At 72.1% G+C, this 18,451-nt stretch carries 2 protein-coding genes (1 of these 2 running past the window's edge); both read left to right on the top strand.

Features of this window, described 5'->3' with window-relative positions; translation table 11 throughout:
- Positions 1–5,187, top strand: partial view of a non-ribosomal peptide synthase/polyketide synthase gene (locus tag FB600_RS16770; RefSeq protein WP_145757105.1) — the 3' portion only. 11,031 nt of this gene lie to the left of the window's left edge; only the last 5,187 of its 16,218 coding nucleotides appear in the window; its start codon lies beyond the left edge, outside the window; the stop codon is at positions 5,185–5,187.
- The gene (locus tag FB600_RS16765; RefSeq protein WP_186467865.1) at positions 5,180–18,451 is read left to right on the top strand and encodes a non-ribosomal peptide synthetase; all 13,272 of its coding nucleotides are present in this window, start codon (positions 5,180–5,182) and stop codon (positions 18,449–18,451) included. Before FB600_RS16770 ends, FB600_RS16765 begins: the two co-directional genes overlap by 8 nt.

The raw sequence follows: 18,451 nt of genomic DNA, 5'->3' as shown, positions 1-18,451 counted from the left end.
CAGACGCTGCTGGCCGGCATGGCCGCCGACACGGGCTGCCGCGTCGGCGCGCTGCCCCTGCTCGACGAGACGCAGCGGCAACAGGTGCTGGTCGACTTCAACGCGACCGGCACCGACTACCCGGCCGACCTGACGATCCACGCGCTGTTCGAGAAGCAGGTGCGCGCCACGCCCGAGGCGATCGCCGTGCTCCATGGCGAGCACGCCATCAGCTACGACGCCCTGAACCGGCAGGCCAACCGGATCGCCCATGCCCTGATCGAGACCGGCGTGGGCACCGACCAATGCGTGGCACTGTGCGCCGAGCGCGGCATCGGGATGGTGGCGGGCCTGCTCGGCATCCTCAAGGCCGGTGCCGCCTATGTCCCGCTCGATCCCGCCTACCCGGCCGCCCGCATCGAGCACATGCTGCGCGACAGCGCTCCCGTCGCCCTGCTCACCCAGGCCGCGCTCGCCGACAAGCTGCCCGCCCTCGACGCGCCCACCCTGCTGCTCGATGACGAGGCGCACTTCGCCCGCTTCCCCGAGCAGGACCCCGTCACCGAGGTCACGCCCGGCAACCTGGTCTACGTGATCTACACCTCCGGCTCCACCGGCCTGCCCAAGGGCGTGATGGTCGAGCACCGCAACCTCGTCAACTACACCGTCGACGCGATACGCCTGTTCGCCATCACTCCCGAGGACGTCGTCCTCCAGCAGAACTCGCTGAACTTCGACCTTTCCGCCGAGGAGATCTTCCCCGCCCTGCTCGGCGGCGCCACCCTGATGCCCGCCACCCAGATCTTCGGTGCCGGCGCTTCCGGATCGCGGCCGCCCAGCGTGGTCCATCTCACCGCCGCGCACTGGCATACCCTGGTCGCCGAATGGGATCGCCAGCCGGCCAAGGCGCGCGAGCTGCTCGACAGCGTGCGCCTCGTCAATGTCACCGGCGACGCGCTCTCCACCCAGAAGCTCGAACTCTGGGATCGCTTCCGCCCCGAGCACACCCGCCTGGTCAACACCTACGGACCCACCGAGACCACCGTCTCCTGCACCGCCGCCTACGTCGGCTTCGACGAGGCCCGGCAGCGCGGCATGGGCATCGCCACCATCGGCAAGCCGCTCGCCAATACCCGCATCTACCTGCTCGACGAACATCTCCAGCCGGTCCCCCAAGGCGTCTCCGGCGAGCTGCACATCGGCGGCGACGGCGTCACCCGCGGCTACCTCAACCGCGACGAGCTCACCGCCCAGCGCTTTATCCGCGACCCGTTCAGCCAGCGCCCCGGCGAGCGGCTCTACAAGACCGGCGATCTCGCACGCTGGCTGCCCGACGGCAGCCTCGAATACCTCGGCCGCAACGACTTCCAGGTCAAGATCCGCGGCTTCCGCATCGAGCTCGGCGAGGTCGAGGCCCGCCTGGCCGAATGCGAGGGCGTGCGCGAGGCGGCCGTGATCGCGCTCACCGAGGCCGACGGCGCCAAGCGCCTGGTCGCCTACGTGGTGCCGCAGGACGGCGCCCAGCCGGGCGTGGCCGATCTGCAAACGGAGCTGGGCGCGCAACTGGCCGCCCACATGATTCCCTCGGCCTTCGTCTTGCTCGACGCCTTCCCGCTCACGCCGAACGGCAAGCTCGATCGCAGCGCGCTGCCCGCGCCCGACAGCAGCGCCGCCACGGGCCTCGCCTACGAAGCGCCTTGCGGCGACGTCGAGCCGGGGCTGGCCGCGATCTGGCAGGACCTGCTCGGTCTCGAACGCGTCGGCCGCCACGACGACTTCTTCGAACTCGGCGGCCACTCGCTGCTGGCGGTCAAGCTGATCTCGCAGGTCCGCCTCGCCACCGGCGTCGAACTGGGGCTGGCCGACCTGTTCGCGCATCCGCGCCTGGCCGAGCTGGCGCGGGCCGTGTCGCGCGCGGCGGCCAGCACGCTGCCGCCGATCGAGCCGATCGGCCGCGACGGCGCGCTGCCGCTGTCGTTCGCCCAGCAGCGGCTGTGGTTCCTCGCGCAGATGGACGGCGTGAGCAGCGCCTATCACATGCCGGCCGCGCTGCGCCTGAGCGGCACGCTCGATCGCGCCGCGCTGCAGGCCTCGCTGGACCGGATCGTGGAGCGCCACGAAGCCCTGCGCACCACCTTCGTGCGCGAAGGCAAGCAGGTCGTGCAGCGGATCGGCGCGCCCGGCGGCGGCCTGCCGATCGCGTTCAGCGACCTGGCCGCCGAGCAGGCGAGCGAGCAGCTCGAAGCCCGGCTCGACCAGGCCGCGCACCAGCCCTTCGATCTCGAACAGGGTCCGCTGGTACGCGCCGAACTGTTCCGGCTGGCCGAGGCCGAGCACGTGCTGCTGGTCACCATGCACCACATCGTCAGCGACGGCTGGTCGATGGGCGTGCTCAGCCGCGAACTCGGCGCGCTCTACCGCGCCTTCCTGGCGCGACAGGCCGACCCGCTGCCGGTGCCGGTCCTGCAATACGCCGATTACGCCGCCTGGCAGCGCCGCTGGCTCGAGGGCCCGGTGATGCAGGAGCAGGCCGCCTACTGGCGGCGCGCCCTGGCCGATGCGCCGGGCCTGCTGACGCTGCCGACCGACCGGCCCCGCCCGGCGCAGCAGGACCATGCCGGCAGCACGGTGCCGCTCGCGCTGGGCAAGCCGCTCAGCGCCGCGCTGAAATCGCTCGGCAAGCGCGAGGGCACCACGCTCTACATGACGCTGCTCGCGGCCTGGGCCAGCGTGCTCTCGCGCCTGGCCGGCCAGGACGAGGTGGTGATCGGCTCGCCGGTGGCCAACCGCACGCATGCCGGCGTGGAGGGGCTGATCGGCTTCTTCGTCAACACGCTGGCGCTGCGCGTCGACCTGTCGGGCCATCCGAGCAGCTCGCAGTTGCTGCAGCGCGTGCGCCAGCAGACCATCGACGCGCAGTCGAACCAGGACCTGCCCTTCGAGCAGGTGGTGGAACTGCTCAAGCCCGAGCGCAGCCTCGCGCACAGCCCGGTGTTCCAGGCCATGTTCGCCTGGCAGGGCACCGACACGGTCGAGCTCGACCTGGGCGGCGTGGCGCTGCAGTCGATCGAACCGCCGCAACGCACCGCGATGTTCGATCTCTCGCTGGACCTGGAGGAAGTGGACGGCGAGATCGTCGGCACGCTCGAATACGCCACCGCGCTGTTCGATCGCGCGACCATGCTCCGCTACACGGCCTACCTGCTGCGCGTGCTGGAGGGCATGGTGGCCGCGCCGGGCCGCGAGATCGGCGGCATCGCGATACTCGACGAGGCCGAGCGGCAACAGGTGCTGGTCGACTTCAATCGCAGCGAGGCACCCTGGCCCGCCGAGCGCACCGTCCATCAACTGTTCGAGGCCGTGGTCGCCAGCCGACCCGAGGCGATCGCCGTCGCACACGGCCAGCACGAGATCAGCTACGACGCCCTCAACCGCCGCGCCAATCGCATCGCCCACGCCCTGATCGAGATCGGCGTGCGACCCGACCAGCGCGTGGCCATCAGCGCCGAGCGCGGCATCGATACCGTCGCCGGCCTGCTCGGCGTCCTCAAGGCCGGCGCCGCCTATGTGCCGCTCGATCCCGCCTACCCGCCCGCCCGCATCGAGCACATGCTGCGCGACAGCGCTCCCGTCGCCCTGCTCACCCAGGCCGCGCTCGCCGACAAGCTGCCCGCCCTCGACGCGCCCACCCTGCTGCTCGACGACGAAGCGCACTTCGCCCGCTTCCCCGAGCAGGACCCCGTCACCCAGGTCACGCCCGGCAACCTGGTCTACGTGATCTACACCTCCGGCTCCACCGGCCTGCCCAAGGGCGTGATGGTCGAGCACCGCAACCTCGTCAACTACACCGTCGACGCGATACGCCTGTTCGCCATCACCCCCGAGGACGTCGTCCTCCAGCAGAACTCGCTGAACTTCGACCTCTCCGCCGAGGAGATCTTCCCCGCCCTGCTCGGCGGCGCCACCCTGATGCCCGCCACCCAGATCTTCGGTGCCGGCGCTTCCGGATCGCGGCCGCCCAGCGTGGTCCATCTCACCGCCGCGCACTGGCATACCCTGGTCGCCGAATGGGATCGCCAGCCGGCCAAGGCGCGCGAGCTGCTGGACAGCGTGCGCCTCGTCAATGTCACCGGCGACGCGCTCTCCACCCAGAAGCTCGAACTCTGGGATCGCTTCCGCCCCGAGCACACCCGCCTGGTCAACACCTACGGACCCACCGAGACCACCGTCTCCTGCACCGCCGCCTACGTCGGTTTCGACGAGGCCCGGCAGCGCGGCATGGGCATCGCCACCATCGGCAAGCCGCTCGCCAATACCCGCATCTACCTGCTCGACGAGCATCTCCAGCCGGTCCCCCAAGGCGTCTCCGGCGAGCTGCACATCGGCGGCGACGGCGTCACCCGCGGCTACCTCAACCGCGACGAGCTCACCGCCCAGCGCTTCATCCGCGACCCGTTCAGCCAGCGCCCCGGCGAGCGGCTCTACAAGACCGGCGATCTCGCACGCTGGCTGCCCGACGGCAGCCTCGAATACCTCGGCCGCAACGACTTCCAGGTCAAGATCCGCGGCTTCCGCATCGAGCTCGGCGAGGTCGAGGCCCGCCTGGCCGAATGCGAGGGCGTGCGCGAGGCGGCCGTGATCGCGCTCACCGAGGCCGACGGCGCCAAGCGCCTGGTCGCCTACGTGGTGCCGCAGGACGGCGCCCAGCCGAGCGCGGCCGGCCTGCAGGGCGAGCTGTCCGAGCGCCTGGCCGGCTACATGATCCCCGACGCCTTCGTGATCCTCGCGGCGCTGCCGCTCACGCCGAACGGCAAGCTCGACCGCCAGGCCCTGCCGGCGCCCGACGCGGGCATCGCGCTGGCGCAGGACCACGAAGCGCCGATCGGCGAGGTGGAGGAGGAGATCGCGCAGATCTGGCGCGAGCTGCTCGGCACCGAACGGATCGGCCGTCACGACAGCTTCTTCGATCTCGGCGGCCATTCGCTGCTGGCCGTGCAACTGGTGATCCGCCTCGACGAGCAGTTCGGCGTCGAGGTCTCGCTCAACGCGCTGTTCGAACACCCCACGCTCGGCCAGCTCGCCGATACGGTGACCTCGCTGCTGCTGGTCCTGTACGCGGCCGACGATCTGCAAGACCTGGAACTGGAGTTGGGCAACCTGTCCGAAAGCGAATTGCTGGCTCAATTAAAGGATGCGCAAAGTGAATAAACGTAGTCCCGATGTCGAACAACTGAAGCGTGCTCTCCTCCTGCAACGGTTGCGCCAGCGCGGCGACGCGCGGCCGGCCGGCGAGGCGCGCCAGCCGATCGCGCGCGCGGATCGCTCCGCCAGCCTGCCGCTGTCGTTCGCCCAGCAGCGCCTGTGGTTCCTCGACACGCTGGACCAGGCCGCCGGCGCCGCCTACCACGTGCCGACCGCGCTGCGCCTGACCGGCGCGCTCGACCGCGCCGCCCTGCGCGCCGCGCTGGACCGCGTGGTGGCGCGCCACGAAGTGCTGCGCACCCGCTTCGCCACCGAGCAGGGCGAGCCGTTCCAGCGCATCGCCGACGCCGAGGCCGGTTTCGCGCTGCTCGAGCAGGACCTGGGCGAGCTGCCCGCCGCCGAGCAGGAAGCGGCCGTGGCGCGGATCCGCGAGGCCGAGGCCGCCGCGCCCTTCGACCTGGAGCAGGGCCCGCTGATTCGCGGCCAGCTGCTGCGGCTCGGCGCCGAGCAGCACATCCTGCTGATCACGCAGCATCACATCGTCTCGGACGGCTGGTCGCTGGGCCTGCTGGTCGAGGAAATCACCGTGCTCTACGAGGCCTTCCGCCAGCAGCAGCCCGACCCGCTGCCGCCGCTGGCGCTGCAATACGCCGACTACGCGGCCTGGCAGCGCGGCTGGCTGCAGGGCGAGACCTTGCGCCGCCAGGTGGCGTTCTGGACCGATCACCTGAAGGGCGCGCCGGCCCTGCTGGCGCTGCCCACCGACCGGCCGCGCCCGGCCGTGCAGCGCTATGCCGGCGGCAACGTGCCGCTCGGCTTTTCGGGCGCGCTCGGCGACGCGCTGCGCCGCCTGAGCCAGCAGCAGGGCACCACCCTGTTCATGACCCTGTTCGCGGGCTGGGCCGTGCTGCTCTCGCGCATCAGCCGCACCCGCGAGATCGTGATCGGCACGCCGGTGGCGAACCGCCAGCGCAGCGAGTTCGAATCGCTGATCGGCTTCTTCGTCAACACCCTCGCGCTGCGCGTCGATACCAGCGACGATCCCGACGTGGCCACCCTGCTGCAGCGCGTGCGCAAGATCGCGCTGGACGCCTACGCGCACCAGGACCTGCCCTTCGAGCAGGTGGTGGAAGCGCTGGCGCCCACCCGCAGCCTCAGCCACAGCCCGATCTTCCAGGTCGGCATCACGCTCGAGAACACCCCGGCCGACCGCACCGTGAGCCTGGCCGGCCTGGACGTGCAGACCCTCGCCGAAACCGGCTCGACCGCCACCTTCGACCTGGCGCTGCTGCTCAGCGACGACGACCAGCGCATCGGCGGCAGCATCAGCTACTCCAGCGACCTGTTCGACGCGGCCACCATCGAACGCCTCGCCCAGAGCCTGCAGATCCTGCTGGCCGCGATGGCCGCCGACCCGACGCGGCGCGTCAGCGCCCTGCCGCTGCTCGACGAGGCCCAGCGCCGCCAGGTGCTGGTCGACTTCAACGCGAACGCCACGCCCTATCCGCAAGCGCTGATCCACCAGCAGTTCGAGGCCCTGGCCCGCAGCCAGCCCACCGCGCCGGCCGCCGTGTTCGGCACCCAGGTGCTGGACTACGACGCCCTGAACCGCCGCGCCAACCGCATCGCCCATGCGCTGATCGAGCGCGGCGTGCGCGCCGACCAGCGCGTGGCGATCTGCGTCGAGCGCGGCCTCGACATGGTGGCGGGCCTGCTCGGCATCCTCAAGGCCGGCGCCGCCTACGTGCCGCTCGACCCGGCCTATCCGGCCGCGCGGCTCGAGCACATGGTGCGCGACAGCGCGCCGGTGGCGCTGTTGAGCCAGCAGGCGCTGGCGCCGCTGGCCGGCACGCTGCCGGTGGGCGAGGCGCCCGTGCTGCTGCTCGACGACGGCGGCTTCGAGGGCTTGCCCGAGCACGACCCCGAGCTGCCGATCGACGCCGCGAGCCTGGCCTACGTGATCTACACCTCCGGTTCCACCGGCACGCCCAAGGGCGTGATGGTCGAGCACAAGGGCCTGTCGAACCTCGCCCAGGCGCAGATCCGCGTGTTCGACGTGCAGCCCGACAGCCGCGTGCTGCAGTTCGCCTCGTTCAGCTTCGACGCCTGCATCTCCGAGATCGCCATGGCGCTGTGCCGCGGCGCCACCCTCTACCTGGCCTCGCGCGAAGCCCTGCTGCCGGGCGAGCCGCTGCTGGCCACGCTGTCCTCGCACGCGATCACCCACGTCACGCTGCCGCCGGTGGCCGCCGGCATCCTCGCGCCCCATGCCGACAGCGAGGCGCTGCGCGCGCTGCGCACCCTGGCGGTGGCCGGCGAGGCCTGCCCGGCCGCCCTGGTGAGGCGCTGGGCGAAGGGCCGGCGCATGATCAACGCCTACGGCCCGACCGAGGCGACGGTCTGCGCCAGCATGCAGGTCTGCGAGCCCGGCGAGACCGACGGCGCGGTGCCGATCGGCGCACCGATGGACAACGTGCGCATCCACCTGCTCGACGAGCTGGGCCAGCCGGTGCCGATCGGCGTGGCCGGCGAGATCCACATCGGCGGCATCGGCCTGGCGCGCGGCTACCTGAACCTGCCCGAGATGACGCGCGAGCGCTTCGTCGAGGATCCGTTCAGCGGCGCGGCGCAAGCGCGCCTGTACCGCACCGGCGACCTGGGCCGCTGGCTGCCCGACGGCAGCATCGAATACCTGGGCCGCAACGACACCCAGGTCAAGCTGCGCGGCTTTCGCATCGAGCCGGCCGAGGTCGAGGCGCGCCTGCGCCTGCACCCGCAGGTCAAGGACGCGATCGTGATGGCGCGCGAGGACGCGCCGGGCGACCCGCGCCTGGCCGCCTACGTGACCGCCACCGACCGCGTCGAGCTGTGGCCCTCGGTATCGGAGTTCTACGTCTACGACGCGCTGCTGTACCACGCGATGGCGAACCACACCACGCGCAACCGCTGCTACGCGAACGCCTTCGCGCGCCACCTGCCCGGCAAGACCGTGGTCGAGATCGGGCCGGGCCCGCACGCGGTGCTCTCGCGCATGGCGATCGACGCGGGCGCGCGCAAGGTCTACGCGATCGAGCTGCTCGAACGCAGCTACCTGGCCGCGCGCGAGAAGGTGCGCTCGCTGGGCCTGGAGGACCGCATCGTCGTGCTGCACGGCGACGCGACCCGCATCGAGCTGCCCGAGCCGGTCGACTACTGCATCTCCGAGATCATCGGCAACATCGCCGGCAGCGAGGGCTCGGCGGTGATCATCAACAACGCGCGGCGCTTCCTCAAGGACGGCGCGCACATGATCCCCGAGCGCAGCCTGACCAAGATCGTCGCCGTCTCGCTGACCGAGGACCTGTTCGACTACGCCTTCACCGAGACCACCGGCCACTACGTGCGCAAGATCTTCGAGGAGACCGGCTCGCCGTTCGACCTGCGGATCTGCGTCAAGGACCTGCCGGCCAGCGCGATCCTCAGCAGCGAGGACGCCTTCGAGGACCTCGACTACACGCGCCACATGGAGCCGGAAACGACGCACGCGATCAGCCTGCGCTTCGAGAAGGGCGGGCGCATGACGGGCTTCGTGGTCTGGATGCTGCTGTTCGTCGATGCCGACAACACGCTCGACACGCTGGCCGACCAGGGCAGCTGGCTGCCGGTCTATTTCCCGGCCTTCCCGGAAGGCCTGGCGGTGCAGGCCGGCGACGTGCTGGAAGGCCGCATCACGCGCAGCCTGGACCCCAACGGGCTGAACCCCGACTTCCATCTCGACGCGGTGCTGCGCCGCGTGGACGGCAGCGAGCTGGCGATCCGCCATGCCATGCCGCATCGCACCGCCGAATTCCGCGCCTCGCCGTTCTACGCGCGCCTGTTCGCCGACGGCGAGATCCCCGTGCAGGCGAAGCTGTCGCCGGGCCTGCTGCGCCAGCACCTGCAGGCCTCGCTGCCCGAGTACATGGTGCCGAACGCCTTCATGGTGCTGGACAGCTTCCCGCTCACCCCCAACGGCAAGCTCGACCGCCGCGCGCTGCCCGCCCCCGACGCGGCCGCGGTGGTGCGCCAGGCCTACGAGGCGCCGCTGGGCGAGACCGAGCAGGCACTGGCCGCGATCTGGCAGGAACTGCTCGGCCTCGAGCGGGTCGGCCGCCATGACGGCTTCTTCGACCTCGGCGGCCACTCGCTGCTGGCCGTGCAGCTCGGCTCGCGCGTGCGCAAGCAGTTCGGCGTGGAGGTCTCGCTGCGCGACCTGTTCGCGCGCCCGGTGCTGGCCGATCTCGCCGCGCAGATCGCGCAGGGCGAGGCCGGCCCCGAGCTGCCGCCGATCGTGGCCCTGCCGCGCTCGGCCCAGCCGCTGGCGCTGTCCTTCTCGCAGCAGCGGCTGTGGTTCCTCGACACGCTCGACCGCGCCGCCGGCGCGGCCTATCACATGCCGGTCGCGCTGCGCCTGACGGGCGCGCTGGACCGGGCCGCGCTGCGCGCCGCGCTCGATCGCATCGTCGCGCGCCACGAGATCCTGCGCACCACCTTCGCGACCGCCAAGGGCCAGCCGTTCCAGCGCATCGCCGATGCCTCGGCCGGCTTCGCGCTGGTCGAGCAGGACCTGCGCGAACTTCCCGCCGGCGAGCAGCAGGCGAGCGTCGCGCGCCTGGGCGAAGCCGAAGCCGCCGCGCCCTTCGACCTGGCCGCCGGCCCGCTGATCCGCGGGCGCCTGCTCGCGCTCGGCGCCGAGCAGCATGTCCTGCTGATCACGCAGCACCACATCGTCTCGGACGGCTGGTCGATCGGCGTGCTGGTGGAGGAACTCGCCGCGCTGTACGACGCGTTCCGCCAGCAACGGCCCGACCCGCTGCCCGCGCTGCCGATCCAGTACGCGGACTACGCCGCCTGGCAGCGCGACTGGCTGCGCGGCGACGCGCTCGCCGGGCAGGTCGCGTTCTGGCGCGGCCACCTGCAGGGCGCGCCCGCCCTGCTGGAGCTGCCCACCGATCGCCCGCGCCCCGCCGTGCAGCGCTACGCGGGCCGCAGCCTGGCCTTCACCTTCCCGCGGCCGCTCGGCGACGCGCTGCGGCAGTTGAGCCAGCAGCACGGCACCACCCTCTTCATGACCCTGCTGGCGGGCTGGGCCAGCCTGCTGGGCCGCCTCTCGGGCCAGGACGACGTGGTGGTCGGCACGCCGGTGGCGAACCGCCGGCGCGCCGAGCTGGAGCCGCTGATCGGCTTCTTCGTCAATACCCTGGCGCTGCGCGTGCGCATCGACGAGGATCCCGACGTCGCGGGCCTGCTGCGCCAGGTCAAGGCCAGCGCGCTGGCCGCCTACGCGAACCAGGACCTGCCCTTCGAGCAGGTGGTGGAGGCCGTGCAGCCGCCGCGCAGCCTGAGCCACAGCCCGATCTTCCAGGCCATGATCTCGCTGAACAACACGCCTTCGCGCGCGCTCGAGCTGCCGGGGCTGCAGCTGGACACGCTGCCCGAGGCCCGCCTGAGCACGCAGTTCGACCTGTCGCTGCTGCTGGTCGAGGAAGACGGCCTGATCTCGGGCGAGCTCGAATACGCGAGCGAGCTGTTCGACGCGAGCACCGCCGAGCGCATCGTCGCCTGCCTGCAGACCCTGCTGGCCGCGATGGCGGCCGATGCCGGCCAGCGCGTCAGCACCCTGCCGCTGCTCGACGCGGCCGGGCGCGAGCAGGTGCTCGAACTCAATGCCGCGCTGGCCGACTACCCCACCGACCTGACCATCCACGCGCTGTTCGAACAGCAGGCGCGGCAGGCACCGGAGGCGCTCGCGGTGACCCACGGCGAGCACTCGCTCAGCTACGACGCCCTGAACCGCCGCGCCAACCGCGTCGCCCATGCGCTGCTGGAACGCGGCGTGGGCGCCGACCAGCGCGTGGCGATCTGCGTCGAGCGCGGGCTGGACATGATCGTCGGCCTGCTCGGCATCCTCAAGGCCGGCGCCGCCTACGTGCCGCTCGATCCGGCCTACCCGGCCGCGCGCCTCGAGCACATGCTCGGCGACAGCGCGCCGGTGGCCCTGCTGACCCAGCGCGAGCTGGCCGGCTCGCTGCCGGCCAACGACGCCGCCGTGCTGCTGCTCGACGCGCCCGAGAGCCTCGCGGCCTATTCCGAGCAGAACCCGGACGTGCCGGTCGCGCCTTCCGACCTCGCCTACGTGATCTACACCTCGGGTTCGACCGGCACGCCCAAGGGCGTGATGGTCGAGCACCGCAACGTCACGCGCCTGTTCGATTCGACCCGCGTGTCCTTCGGCTTCGGCCGCGACGACGTCTGGACCCTGTTCCACTCGTTCGCCTTCGACTTCTCGGTGTGGGAGATCTGGGGCGCGCTCACCCATGGCGCGCGCCTGGTGGTGGTGCCGCACGCGATCAGCCGCTCGCCCGAGGACTTCCACGCGCTGCTGTGCCGCGAACGGGTGACGGTGCTGAACCAGACGCCGAGCGCGTTCCGCCAGCTGATCGCCGCGCAGGGCGCGAGCGGGCTCGCGCATGGCCTGCGCCACGTGATCTTCGGCGGGGAAGCGCTCGAGGTCGCGATGCTGGCGCCCTGGAACCAGGACGCGCGCAATCGCGACACCCGGCTGGTCAACATGTACGGCATCACGGAAACCACCGTCCACGTCACCTACATGGCCCTGAACGGCGCGAGCGCGACGCCGCTGTGCATCGGCCGGCCGCTGGCCGACCTGTCGGCCTACGTGCTCGACCGGCATCGCAACCCGGTGCCGGTGGGCGTGACCGGCGAGATGTGGATCGGCGGTGCCGGCGTCACGCGCGGCTACCTGAACCGGCCGCAACTGACCGAGGAGCGCTTCGTCGCCGATCCGTTCAGCGACCGTCCCGGCGCCCGGCTGTACCGCACCGGCGACCTGGCGCGCTACCTGCCCGACGGCCAGCTCGAATACCTGGGCCGCAACGACGAGCAGGTCAAGCTGCGCGGTTTCCGTATCGAGCTCGGCGAGATCGAGGCGCGCCTGGCCCAGCACGAGGGCGTGCACCACACGGTGGTGCTGGCGCGCGAGGATGCCGCCGGCAGTCGCCAGCTGGTGGCCTACTACACGGTGCGCGAGGATCTGGCCGAGCCGGCCGCCGCGCCCGACGCCGAACGGCTGCGCGCCTACGCGGGCACGGTGCTGCCGGACTTCATGGTGCCCTCGGCCTACGTCAGGCTCGACACGCTGCCGCTCACGGCGAACGGCAAGCTCGACCGGCGCGCCTTGCCGGCGCCCGACGCCGCCGCCTATGCCGCGGGCGTCTACGAGGCGCCGCGCGGCGACACCGAGATCGCCCTGGCGGCGATCTGGTGCGAGCTGCTGCAGCTCGAGCAGGTCGGCCGCAACGACAACTTCTTCGCGCTGGGCGGCCACTCCCTGCTGGCGATCAACGTGATCGAGCGGATGCGCCAGGCCGGCCTGCATACCGACGTGCGCGCGCTGTTCAACGCGCAGACGCTGGCGGCGCTGGCCGCCGCGGTCAGCGCCGCGCCGCGCGAGCTGGCCGCGGCGCCCGACTACCGCCTGGCGGCGGACGGCGGCACCATCACGCCGGACATGCTGCCGCTGGTGCGGCTCACGCAGGACCAGATCGGGCAGATCGTGCGGACCGTGCCGGGCGGCGCGGCCAACCTGCAGGACATCTACCCGCTCACGCCGATGCAGGAAGGCATCCTGTTCCACCACCTGCTCACGCTGGAGCGCAACGGCGACCCCTACCTGCTGCGCAGCCTGTTCACGGCGCGCAGCCGCGAGCAGCTCGACGGCTTCGTGGCCGCGCTGCAGCAGGTGATCCGCCGTCACGACATCCTGCGCACCGCCACCGTCTGGGAGGATCTCGACGCGCCGGTGCAGGTGGTCTGGCGCGACGCGCCGCTGACGGTCGAGCAGGTCGTGCCCGATCCGGCCGGCGGCCCGGTCATCGAACAGATCGAGCAGCGCTTCGACCCGCGCCGCTACCGGCTCGACCTGCGCCGCGCGCCGATGATGCACCTGGCGTTCGCCGAGGATCCCGCCAACGGCCGCTGGGTCGCCGCGCTGCTGTTCCATCACCTGATCGACGACGCCTCGTCGATGCGGCTGATCCGCGCCGAGATCCTCGCGCATCTGTGCGACGAGGTCGACAGCCTGCCGGCGCCGGTGCCCTATCGCGACTATGTCGCCCAGGTCCAGTCGAGCGCCTCGCAGCATGACCACGAGGGCTTCTTCCGCGAGATGCTGGGCGAGGTCGACGAACCGACCCTGCCGTTCGGCGTGCACGACGTCTCCGGCGACGGTCACGGCATCGATCGCGCCGAGCTGCAGCTCGACGCCGGGCTGAGCCAGCGCATCCACGCGCAGGCGCGGCGCCTGCGCGTCAGCCCGGTCAGCCTGCATCACCTGGCCTGGGCGCGCGTGCTGTCCCTGCTGTCGGGACGCGACGACGTGGTGTTCGGCACCGTGCTGCTGGGCGGCATGCAGAGCGCGAGCAGCGAGCGCGCGATGGGGATGCTGATCAACACCCTGCCGATCCGGCTCGACGTGGGCGCGCCGGCGGTCGAGGAGGCCGCGCGCGAGGCTCACCGGCGCCTGAGCGAGCTGCTGCTGCACGAGCACGCGCCGCTGACGCTGGCGCAGCGCTGCAGCGGCATCGCCGCGCCGGCGCCGCTGTTCAGCGCGCTGATGAACTACCGGCAGGGCGGCGACCTCGACGAGGAGACCGGCGACGAGGGCCTGCCCGACGACTACGGCATCGAGTTCCTCGATACCGAGACGCGCAACAACTACCCGCTGACCATCATGATCGACGACCTCGGCACCGGCTTCGGCCTGACCGTGCTGGCGCTCGACGATTTCGGCGCGCAGCGCGTGTGCGGCTACATGAGCCAGGCGCTCGACAGCCTGTGCGACGCGCTGGAACGCGCGCCGCAGGTGTCGGTCAGCACCCTGGCGGTGATGCCGCCGGCCGAGCGTGAGCAGGTGCTGCGCGGCTTCAACGACACCGCCGTCGAGTTCTCCGGCGAGACCACCCTGCACCGGCTGTTCGAGGCGCAGGCGGCACGCACGCCGGAAGCGGTCGCGCTGGTGGCCGAGGACGGCACGCTGAGCTTCGACGGGCTGAACCGGCGCGCCAACCAGGTCGCGCATCGCCTGCTGGCGCTGGGCGCGCGCCCCGACGACCGGGTCGCGATCTGCACCGAGCGCAGCGTCGACATGGTGGCCGGCCTGCTCGGCATCCTGAAGGCGGGCGCGGCCTACGTGCCGATCGATCCGTCCTATCCCGACGAGCGGATCGCCTACATGCTGGCCGACAGCCGGCCGATCGCGCTGCTCACGCAAGGCGCGCTGCAGGCGCAGTTCGCCACCGCCGGCGTGCCGGTGCTGCTGCTCGACGACGAGGGCGAGCACGCCGACGGCCTGCGCTCGCAATCCGATCGCGATCCCGACGTGCGCGAGGTCGGCCCGGGCAACCTGGCCTACATGATCTATACCTCGGGCTCGACCGGGCAGGCCAAGGGCGTGATGGTCGAGCACCGCTCGGTGGTGAACTTCTGGAACGTGCTGCGGCACGGCATCTACGCCGACATGCCGGACCATTCCACCATCGCCCTGAACGCGGCCTTCTCGTTCGACATGTCGATCAAGGGGCTCTCGCAGCTGCTCTCGGGCCACCGCCTGGTGCTGATCCCGCAGGCGATCCGCGCGAGCGGCGCCGAGTTGCTGGCCTTCCTGCGGCAACATCGGGTGGACGGCTTCGACAGCACGCCCTCGCAGCTCGAGGGCCTGCTGGCCGCGGGCCTGCTGGAGCCGGGCGACTACCAGCCGGGCAGCGTGCTGCTGGGCGGCGAGGCGATCAATGCCGTGACCTGGGAGCGGCTGCGCGCCTCGGACACGATCCGCTTCCACAACATGTACGGCCCGACCGAGTCGACCGTCGACGCCACCATCGGGCTGATCCGCGAGCTCGGCGAGCGCCCGAGCATCGGCCGGCCGATCGCCAACACCCAGGTCTACCTGCTGGACGCCCACGGCGAGCCGGTGCCGGTCGGCTGCGTGGGCGAGATCCACGTCGGCGGCGTGCAGGTCGCGCGCGGCTACCACGAGCGGCCGGCGCTGAGCGCCGAGCGCTTCGTCGAGGACCGCTTCTCGGCGCGGCCCGGCGCGCGTCTCTACAAGACCGGCGATCTCGGGCGCTGGCTGCCGGACGGCACGCTCGACTATCTTGGCCGCAATGACTTCCAGGTCAAGATCCGCGGCTTTCGCATCGAGCTGGGCGAGATCGAGGCACGGATCGCCGCCTACCCGGGCGTGCGCGAGGTGCAGGTGATCGCCCGCGAGGACAGCCCGGGCGAGCGCCGCCTGGTGGCCTACCTGGTACGCCAGGCGGGCAGCGCGCTATCGACCGCCGAGCTGCGCGCGAAGCTGGCCGAATCGCTGGCCGAGCACATGGTGCCGAGCGCCTTCGTGGTGCTCGACGCCTTCCCGCTGACCACCAACGGCAAGCTGGATCGCCGCGCCCTGCCCGAGCCCGATTCGAGCTCGGTGGTCACGCGCGAGTACGAGGCGCCGCTCAACGAGACCGAGGCCCGGATCGCCGCGATCTGGCAGGACCTGCTGCACCTGGAGCGGGTCGGCCGCCACGACCAGTTCTTCGAGCTGGGCGGCCATTCGCTGATGGCGGTGCAACTGCTCGGGCGGGTCCGCAAGCATGCCGGCATCAAGGTCTCGCTGCGCGACTTCCTGGCCCGGCCGACCGTCGCGAGCCTCGCGGCGCTCGGCGGCCCGGCCGCGGCGGCGCCGCTGCGGGCGATCCCGCGCGCCGACCGCCAGGCCCCGCTGCCGCTGTCGTTCGCGCAGCAGCGGCTATGGTTCCTCGATTCGCTCGATCACGCGATCGGCGCGGCCTACCACTTGCCGGTCGCGCTGCGCCTGACCGGCGAGCTGGACCGCGAGGCGCTGCTCGCGTGCCTGCGCACGGTGATCGCGCGCCACGAGATCCTGCGCACCAACTTCGTCTCCGACGAGCTCGGCCGGCCGCGGCAGCAAATCCACGCCGAGCCGCGCTTCGCGCTGGCCGAGCACGACCTGCGCGGCCTGCCGCGCGGCGAGCAGGACGCCGCGGTGGCGCGGATCGGCGACGACGAGGCCGGCACGCCGTTCGACCTGGCCCGCGATCCGCTGATCCGCGGCCGCCTGCTGCTGCTCGATGCGCAAAGCCATGTGCTGCTGGTCACCCTGCACCACATCGTCTCCGACGGCTGGTCGACCGGCGTGCTGGTCGAGGAAGTCAGCCGCCTCTACGCCGCCCGCCTCGCCGCGCAGCCGGATCCGCTGCCGGCCCTGCCGCTGCAGTACGCCGACTACGCGGCCTGGCAGCAGGGGCGCCTCGGCGAGGAAGGGCTCGACCGCCAGGTGGCGTTCTGGCGCGACCAGCTGGCCGGCGCGCCGGCGCGGCTGGCGCTGCCGACCCGCGCGGCACGCCCGGCGGTGCAGCGCTATGCCGGCGCCAGCCTGCCCTTCGCGCTGTCGGCCGAGGCCAGCGCGGCGGTGCGCGAGCTGGGCCAGCGCCATGGCGCGACGGTCTTCATGACCTTGCTGGCGGGCTGGTCGGTCCTGCTCGGCCGCCTGGCCGGGCAGCAGGACGTGGTGATCGGCTCGCCGGTGGCGAACCGCCCGCGCGCGGACCTGGAAGGCCTGATCGGCTTCTTCGTCAATACCCTGGCGCTGCGCGTGAGCTTCGGCGACGGCATGAGCGTGGCCGAGCTGCTCGAGCAGGTCAGGACCACCGCGACTGCCGCCTACTCGCACCAGGAAGTGCCGTTCGAGCAGGTGGTGGAGGCGCTGCAGCCCTCGCGCAGCCTGGCCCACAGCCCGATCTTCCAGGTCATGCTGAGCCTGAACAACACGCCGGCCACCGACCTGGCGCTGCCGGGGCTGGTGCTGGAATCGCTGGACCAGGCGCAGACCACCAGCCAGTTCGACCTGACGCTGTCGCTCGCCGACGACGGCGAGGTGATCGCCGGCGCGCTGATCTATGCCGCCGACCTGTTCGATGCGCCATTCGTCGCCAGCACCGGCGCGCGATTCGCCCAGGTGCTCGCCGAGATGGCGGCCGACCCGCGGCGGCCGATCGGCTCGCTGGTGCCGGAGCTGGTGGCGCCCGCGCCGCGGGACCCGGCGCTCGAGGCCGAGCCGGTCCTGCCTGCCGGGGACGAAGCAGGGCACGACGGCGACGACACGCCGCGCGGCGAGATCGAGCAGGCCATCGCCGCGCTCTGGCAGCAGTTGCTCTCGCGCGAGCGGGTGGGCCGGCACGATCACTTCTTCGAGCTCGGCGGCATCTCCCTGATGGCGGTGCAGATGGTCTCGCAACTGCGCAAGAAGCTCGGCATGCCGATCGACATGCGCGACCTGTTCCGCAAGCCGACCGTGGCCGGCTTCGCGGCCTCGCTGCGCCGCGACGGTCAGGCCGCGCGTCATCCGAACCTGGTGCCGGTGCGCACCGGCGCCGGCACGCCGCTGTTCCTGGCGCATCCGGTGGGCGGCGGCGTGAAGTACGCGCACGACCTGGCGCCCTGGCTCGACGCGGGCATGCCGGTGTACGGCCTGGCCGCGCCGGGCTTCGGCGAGGGCGAGACGCCGCTGCGCGAGATGGGCGCGCTGGCCGGCGCGCACGTCGCGGCGATCCGCGCGGTCCAGCCGCATGGGCCCTACCGGATCGCCGGCTGGTCGGCGGGCGGGCTGGTCGCCTACGAGATCGCGCGGCAGTTGCTCGCCGCCGGCGACCAGGTGCAGTTCCTCGGCCTGATCGATGCGGCTCGGCCGGCTGCCGCCGCCGTCGCGCAGGCCTCGACGCTCGACGAGATCGCCTACCTGCGCGACTGGCTGCCCGAGCAGCTCGACGCGAACCTGCAGCAAGGCTTCGAGCGGCTCGCCGCCGAGCGCGACCTGCCGGCCCTGCTGTCGTTCGCCCAGGCCAACGGGCTGCTGCCGCCGGACATCCCGCGCGAACTCGACGCGGCCCTGCTGTCGCGCTACCTGGCGGTCGCGGCGGCCACCCAGCAGGCGGTGCTCGGCTACCGGCCGCAGCCGCTGCAGGCGCCGGTCACGCTGTTCGCCGCGGCCGGCGAGGCGCGCGAGGACGCCGCGCTCGGCTGGGCGCCGCTGCTCGGCGATCGCCTGCAACGGGTGCCGGTGGCGGGCACGCACATGACGGTGGTGGCCATGCCGCATGTGCAGGCGCTCGGCGCGGCCATCACGCAGGCGCTCGGCGTCGGCGTGGCGGGCGTGGTGGAGTAA

The sequence above is a fragment of the Burkholderia sp. SJZ089 genome (assembly GCF_007828315.1).
Lineage (GTDB): Bacteria > Pseudomonadota > Gammaproteobacteria > Burkholderiales > Burkholderiaceae > Burkholderia > Burkholderia gladioli.
This window is presented reverse-complemented; position numbering and strand designations above follow the sequence as displayed.